Annotated in this window: 7 protein-coding genes; all 7 read left to right on the forward strand. The window is 68.0% G+C overall.

Features of this window, described 5'->3' with window-relative positions; all coding sequences use genetic code 11:
- Positions 1-593: 593 nt before the first annotated feature.
- Positions 594-1,718, forward strand: a complete 1,125-nt coding sequence (gene lipA, locus VIB55_RS23735; RefSeq protein WP_331879162.1) for a lipoyl synthase — start codon at positions 594-596, stop codon at positions 1,716-1,718.
- A gap of 5 nt (positions 1,719-1,723) precedes the next feature.
- Positions 1,724-2,194, forward strand: coding sequence for a type II toxin-antitoxin system VapC family toxin (locus VIB55_RS23740; RefSeq protein WP_331879163.1), 471 nt, complete (start codon positions 1,724-1,726; stop codon positions 2,192-2,194).
- Positions 2,184-2,381 (forward strand): hypothetical protein, encoded by a 198-nt coding sequence (locus VIB55_RS23745; protein WP_331879164.1) that lies wholly within the window; start codon positions 2,184-2,186, stop codon positions 2,379-2,381. Before VIB55_RS23740 ends, VIB55_RS23745 begins: the two co-directional genes overlap by 11 nt.
- Positions 2,382-2,451: 70 nt before the next feature.
- Positions 2,452-3,042 carry a Uma2 family endonuclease gene (locus tag VIB55_RS23750; protein ID WP_331879165.1) on the forward strand — a complete coding sequence of 197 codons (591 nt, stop codon included), beginning with the start codon at positions 2,452-2,454 and terminating at the stop codon, positions 3,040-3,042.
- Positions 3,042-4,181, forward strand: a complete 1,140-nt coding sequence (pdhA, locus tag VIB55_RS23755; protein WP_331879166.1) for a pyruvate dehydrogenase (acetyl-transferring) E1 component subunit alpha — start codon at positions 3,042-3,044, stop codon at positions 4,179-4,181. Before VIB55_RS23750 ends, pdhA begins: the two co-directional genes overlap by 1 nt.
- Before the next feature lie 3 nt (positions 4,182-4,184).
- Positions 4,185-5,165: a pyruvate dehydrogenase complex E1 component subunit beta gene (locus VIB55_RS23760; RefSeq protein ID WP_331879167.1), complete on the forward strand. Its 981-nt coding sequence runs from the start codon at positions 4,185-4,187 to the stop codon at positions 5,163-5,165.
- Positions 5,166-5,258: 93 nt separating this feature from the next.
- A partial coding sequence (locus VIB55_RS23765) for a dihydrolipoamide acetyltransferase family protein (RefSeq protein WP_331879168.1) occupies positions 5,259-6,519 on the forward strand: 1,261 nt, incomplete at its 3' end.

Here is a 6,519-nt window from a genome sequence, read left to right on the forward strand (position 1 = left end):
CCGGGGCACGGGCGACTAAAGTCGCTGCAACAACCACACGAAGTCCGCCTGCGCGGACTGGCTTGCTTTTGTGCACCGGACACTGTCGTGCGCGTCCGTGTTCGTGGTGCAAACCGACAGGACCCTCGTATTCGGGTGAAGCCCCGAGCGGGACGCGACAAGCGGTCCGAATCGGGGCTTCCCGCCATGGTGGCCGGCTTCCCTTGAACTGAACGGGTTTGGGGTGGGCGCGACCTGGTGCGTTCCGACGAGTGTGTGGCGGATCCCTCAGTCGCTGCGAACGATGGTGTGCGTGCGAGTATGCCGGGGTCGCTCCATCGGGATCACAACGCGCGCTTGGAGATTCCATCCGCGACCCGTCTCGCCCAACCGGGGTACAGAATCCCGTATACTTCGGGTGGTGGCGGGTCGGGGAACGTTGCACCGTCGCGGACCGCGCCCTAGTTTGCCCCACTCGCAGTAACCCCGGCCCGGCCCGCTGCTTGCGGGCCGCCCGCCGGGCCGTGATCCTGGAGGCGGGGCCGCGAGAACGCGCGCTCCGCCTCGCCGCACCCGTCGGCAAACGGTGGGGCCCGGCCCCACGGAGCAGTGATATGAGCGCCATCACCACGCCCGACGTCCCCGCCCGCGGCTACGCGCCCCAGGGCAAGGACAACGGAATCGTCAAGAGCAAGGGCACCGTCAACCTTCCGGCCCCCACCGGCGGCGAGGCGGTGCCTCACCGCGCCCGCAAGCCCGAGTGGCTGAAGGTGCGCGCGCCCGGCAGCCCCAACTACCTGCGCCTCAAGGACCTGATGCGGTCGCAGGGGCTGCACACGGTGTGCGAGGAAGCGCACTGCCCCAACATCGGCGAGTGCTGGGAAAGCGGCACCGCCACGTTTATGATCCTGGGCGACGTGTGCACCCGCGCCTGCAAGTACTGCGCGGTCGCCCATGGCCTGCCGACGGAGCTGGACTGGGACGAGCCGCGCCGCGTGGCGGATTCCGTCGTGACCATGGGGCTGGAGCACGCGGTGATCACCTCCGTCAACCGCGACGAGCTCAATGACGGCGGCGCCGCGATCTACGCCGAGTGCATCCGGCAGATCCACGAGCGCGTTCCCGGCTGCTCCGTCGAGGTGCTGATCCCCGACCTCAAGGGCAACGAGGACGCACTGCGGGTCGTGGTCGAGGCGCGCCCGGCGATCCTGGCCCACAACATCGACACCGTCGAGCGGCTGGCGAAGGCGCTGCGCCCGGGCGCGCGCTACTGGCGCAGCATCTCGTTCCTGGGCGCCGTCAAGCGGATGAACCCGGCGCAGCTCACCAAGAGCGCCATCATCCTGGGGATGGGGGAGACGGAAGACGAGATCTACCAGTCGATGAAGGACCTGCGCGAGGCCTCGGTCGACATCCTTACGCTGGGCCAGTACCTGCGCCCGTCGGAGCACCACGTGCCGCTGGACCGCTGGGTGCATCCCGACGAGTTCCGCCGCTGGAAGGAGATCGGCGAGGGCGAGCTGGGCTTCGGACACGTGGAAAGCGGGCCGCTGGTGCGCTCGTCGTACCACGCCAAGGAGCAGGCGCGCACCATCGACGCGGGCGGGCCGGGAAGCATCACGCAGATCGTTGACGCCGACGTGGACTCCGACGTGCAGATCGACGCGTCCGAAGCCGCCCTGCGCGCCGCGATGGTTCGGCCCCCCGCGCCGCGCCTGGTCCAGATCGGTGGGCTGTAGTTCGCGTGGCGGAACAGCGCCTGCGGGCGTACGTGGACACCTCTGTATTCGGAGGCTGCTTCGATTCCAAGTTCGAGCTTGCGTCGCGACGCTTGTTCGGGCGGTTCCGGTCTGGTGAGTACGTGCTGGTGATTTCCGACGTGACCGTCAGGGAATTGGAATCCGCGCCCGACGCGGTGCAGGAGGTACTGCGGCAGGTGCCGCTGGCGAACATGGAGCGCTGGCCGATCAGTGCCGAGGCCGAGCAGCTCGCCGAGCGCTACCTCGCCGAAGGTGTGATCCCGAAGCGGCTGTGGTTCGATGCGCAGCACATCGCCCTGGCCACGCTGTCGCGGGTGGACGTGCTGGTCAGTTGGAACTTCAAGCACATGGTGAACTTCCAGCGCGTCCGTGGCTATAATGCCGTGAATTCCCGGTTGGGGTATCCGCCGATCGAGATTCGTACGCCGCAGGAGGTGGGTGCTTATGAAGACTGAACCACAGATCGACTGCGTGGCGCTGATGCGGGAGATCCGCGACAGGTTGAACGACGAGGTCGCGGGGCTGACACCCGAGCAGCGCCGGGAATACATCCGGCGCTCCGCGGAGAGGGTGCGGCGGGATCTGCCGCTGCCGGACTATCCGGCCGGTGCCCAAGGCCAGCTGAAGCGGGCGGCACTTTGACGCTCCCTCGACGACCCGCCATGGTCCGGCGCTCCACGCCGCGGCTGGTGCAGATCGGCGGATTGGGCTGATGCAGGCGCTCTCGTCCGACGTGCGTGTCACCATTGACGAGTACCTGGACGGGATCGAACTCGCGGAGGAGTTCCGCGAGTACGTGGACGAACGCGTGCGGATCGTCCCGCCCACGACCCTCGAGCACGCGCTCCTGGTGAGCAGCATCGGCACTGTCCTGGACCGCGCGGCGCGGCGGCAAGGATGTCGAATTCTGCGTCGCGGGATGTTGATCGGAGCGGCGGGCGACGTGTTTTCCCCTGACGTGATGGCGTACGGGGGAAAGGCTCAACTGGCGCATCATGGGGACACCGATCTGCTCCTGAACCCCGTCCTGCTGGTCGAGATTGTTTCGCCGGAAAGTTGGGGGTACGAGCGCGGAAGGAAGTGGCAGGGCTATCGCAGCATCGCGTCGCTGCAGGAGTACCTGCTGGTGGCAGAGGACGCGCCGCGGGTGGAGCGCTTCACGCGCCACGGGGAGCATTTCTGGCTGTATGGCGAAACGACGGGCCTGGACGGCGAGATCCAGCTGGAATCGTTGAACGTTACGCTGAAGCTGGCCGACATCTACGACGGCGTGCTCTCGGCAGATTCGGGAAGAGAAGAGTGATGGCAGACGAAAACACGCAGGACATCGCGCACGCGGAAGACCAGGCGCCCGAGGCGGCGGTGCAGGAGGCCGCGCCCGACCGCGAGGCGATGACGGCCGAAAAGCCGGCGCTGAGCGACGAGGAGCGGCTGCAGGGGCTGGAGCCCGACAAGCTGCGCAAGATGATGTACGACATGCTGCTGGCTCGCCGCTTCGAGGAGAAGGTTGCCGAGGCGTACGCGCTGGGCAAGATCGGCGGCTTCTGCCACCTGTACATCGGCCAGGAGGCCGTCGCCGTGGGCGCCATCCATGCGCAGACGCCCGACGATTACGTGATGACCGCCTACCGCGAGCACGTGCACGCGCTGCAGTGCGGTGTGACCCCGGGCGCGGTGATGGCCGAGCTGTACGGCCGCGCCGACGGCTGCAGCAAGGGCAAGGGCGGCAGCATGCACATGTTCGACGCCGAAAAGAACTACCTGGGCGGCCACGGCATCGTGGGCGGGCAGATTCCGCTGGCGCTGGGCGTGGCGTGGAAGATCAAGTACCGCCAGGAAGAGCGCGTCATCCAGGTGTACTGCGGCGAGGCGGCGGTGAACCAGGGCGCGTTCCACGAGTCGCTGAACATGGCGGCGCTGTGGAAGGTGCCCATGATCCTGATTGTCGAGAACAACCGCTTCGGCATGGGCACCGCCTGGGAGCGCGCGTCGTCGCTGTACGACATCTACCAGAAGGCCACGGCCTACGCCATGCCGAGCGCAGTGGCGGACGGCATGGACGTGCTGGACATGTACCGCGTTACCAAGGAGGCCGTGGACCGCGCCCGCGCCGGCGGCGGCCCCACGCTCATCGAGGCGCGCACCTACCGCTTCGTGGGCCACTCCATGTCCGACCCGGTCTCCGGCGTGTACCGCACGAAGGAGGACGTGGAGAAGGAAAAGGGCAATGACCCCATCCGCATCTTCGCCGACCTGCTGGCGCGCCAGAACATCCTGAGCCAGGAAGAGCTGGAGCAGATGGATGAAGAGGTGAAGCGCGTCTCGGAAGAGTCCGCCGACTTCGCCGAAAAGTCGCCGGAGCCCGCCGTGGACGAGCTCTACACCGAGATCTACGCAACCGAGGACGTCAACGGACGCCTCTACTTCGACGGGAGGCGCTGAGGCATGGCCGTCATTACGTATCGTGAGGCCCTGAACCAGGCGCTCGCGGAGGAGATGGAGCGCGATCCGGACGTGTTCCTGATGGGCGAGGAAGTGGGCGTGTACAACGGCGCCTACAAGGTTTCCAAGGGGCTGCTGGAAAAGTTCGGCGAAATGCGCGTGGTCGACACGCCCATCACCGAGCTGGGCTTCGCGGGGCTGGGCGTGGGCGCGGCCATGACGGGCGTGCGCCCGGTGATTGAGTTCATGACCTGGAACTTCGCCATCCTGGCGTTCGACCAGATCTTCAACTCGGCCGCGAAGATGCGCTCCATGAGCGGCGGCCAGTTTAAGATGCCCATCACCTTCCGCGGCCCCACCGGCGCCGCGCTCCAGCTGGCTGCGCAGCACTCCCAGGCGCTGGAGTCGCAGGTGGCCCACTACCCGGGCGTGAAGGTGGTGGTCCCCGGTACCCCGGCCGACGCCAAGGGGCTGCTGAAGGCCGCCATCCGCGACGACGACCCGGTGTGCGTCTTCGAGGGCGAAATGCTGTACAACCTCAAGGGCGAGGTGCCCGAGGACGACGACTTCATCATTCCGCTGGGCGTGGCCGACCTCAAGCGCCAGGGCAGCGACGTGTCGATCATCACGCACGGCAAGATGATCCACGTGGCGCTGCAGGCCGCCGCGCAGCTGGAAAAGAACGGCATCGACGCCGAGGTGCTGGACCTGCGCAGCCTTCGCCCGCTGGACACCGACGCCATCCTGGCCACCGTCGCCAAGACCAACCGCGTGGTGCTGCTGGAAGAGGGCTGGGCCTTCGGCGGCATCACGGCCACCATCGCCGCGCTGATCCAGGAAGAGGCGTTCGATCACCTGGATGCCCCGGTGCTGCGCGTCACCCAGGCCGACGTGCCCATGCCGTACGCCAAGGCCATGGAGCGCGCCGCCAAGCCGAGCGTCGAGATGGTGATCCAGAAGGTGAACCAGGTTCTCTACAGGTAAGCAGTGCGAAAGTGCGAAGGTGCGAAAGTGCGAAAGTCGGCACTCTCGCACTCTCGCACTCTCGCACTTTCGCACTTCTGAACCGAGCAGACGATGGCGACGAAAGTCTACATGGAGGCGCTCTCCCCCACGATGGAAGAGGGGCGCCTGATCAGCTGGCTGAAGAACGAGGGCGACGACGTCAAGGAAGGCGACGTCCTGGCCGAGGTCGAGACCGACAAGGCCACCATGGAGCTGGTGGCCCGCGGCTCCGGCGTGCTTCGCAAGCGCCTGATCGGCGACGGCGAAACCTCGCCCGTCGGTACCATGATCGCCGTGATCGCCGGGGCCGACGAAGACGTCTCCAGCCTCACGGGCGGGGCCGACGCCAAGCCCGCGCCGGCCCCCGCGGCCGGGGGTGGCGAGGCCAGCGCGCCGACCGCGTCCGAGGCGGGCCCGGCGGCGCAGGATGAGGCCGATGCACCGCAGGCCGATGCGTCGCCCGCGCCCACGTCCGAGGCCAAGCCGCAGGCGGCGCCCGCCGAGGCGCAGCCTTCCACGGTCTCTGCCGAGGGCGGGGCGGGGCAGGACGGCGGGCGGGTTAAGGCCTCGCCGCTGGCCCGCAAGCTGGCGGCTGAGGCCGGGATGCAGATCGGCGCCGTGCAGGGCAGCGGCCCCGGTGGGCGCATCGTAAAGCGCGACATCGAGGAGGCCGTCGCCCGCGGCGGGACCCCCGCGGCCGCGCAGCCTGCCGCGGCTGCCCCGGCGGAGACCGCGCAGCCCCAGGCCCCTGTGTCCGCGCCCGTGCCGGTGTCGACGGACGCGCGGTTCCGTGCGCACCCGCTCACGCAGATGCGCAAGACCATCGCGCGGCGGCTGGCGCAGTCCATCGGTCCCGTTCCCACCTTCTATCTCACCATCGAGGTAGACATGGGCGAGGCGGTGGCCCTGCGCGCGCGCATCAACGAGCGCTTCGCCAAGGAGGGCGTCAAGACCAGCCCCAACGACCTGGTGATCAAGGCAGTCGCGGTCGCGCTCCGCAAGCACCCGTTCGTGAACGCGGCGTGGACGGGCGATGCCATCCACCTCTTCGAGCAGGTGCACATCGGCGTGGCCGTGGCTATCGACGAGGGGCTGATCACGCCGGTGATCCGCGACGCCGACCTCAAGGGCATCTCCGACATCTCGCGCGAGGTCAAGGAGCTGGCCGGCCGCGCACGGGAAAAGAAGCTGAAGCCCGAGGAGTTCACGGGAAGCACCTTCAGCATCAGCAACCTGGGGATGTTCGGCATCGAGGAGTTCACGGCCATCATCAACCCGCCCGAGGCGGCGATCCTGGCCGTGGGCGCCATCACCCCCAAGGTGGTGGTGGACG

The organism is Longimicrobium sp., from assembly GCF_036554565.1.
Taxonomy (GTDB): domain Bacteria; phylum Gemmatimonadota; class Gemmatimonadetes; order Longimicrobiales; family Longimicrobiaceae; genus Longimicrobium.

What these genes read in the sequence shown, in the direction of transcription:
- pdhA (WP_331879166.1), top strand. Translation starts at nt 3,042, where the DNA reads ATGGCAGACGAAAACACGCAGGACATCGCGCACGCGGAAGACCAGGCG.
- lipA (WP_331879162.1), top strand. Translation starts at nt 594, where the DNA reads ATGAGCGCCATCACCACGCCCGACGTCCCCGCCCGCGGCTACGCGCCC.
- VIB55_RS23750 (WP_331879165.1), top strand. Translation starts at nt 2,452, where the DNA reads ATGCAGGCGCTCTCGTCCGACGTGCGTGTCACCATTGACGAGTACCTG.
- VIB55_RS23760 (WP_331879167.1), top strand. Translation starts at nt 4,185, where the DNA reads ATGGCCGTCATTACGTATCGTGAGGCCCTGAACCAGGCGCTCGCGGAG.
- VIB55_RS23745 (WP_331879164.1), top strand. Translation starts at nt 2,184, where the DNA reads ATGAAGACTGAACCACAGATCGACTGCGTGGCGCTGATGCGGGAGATC.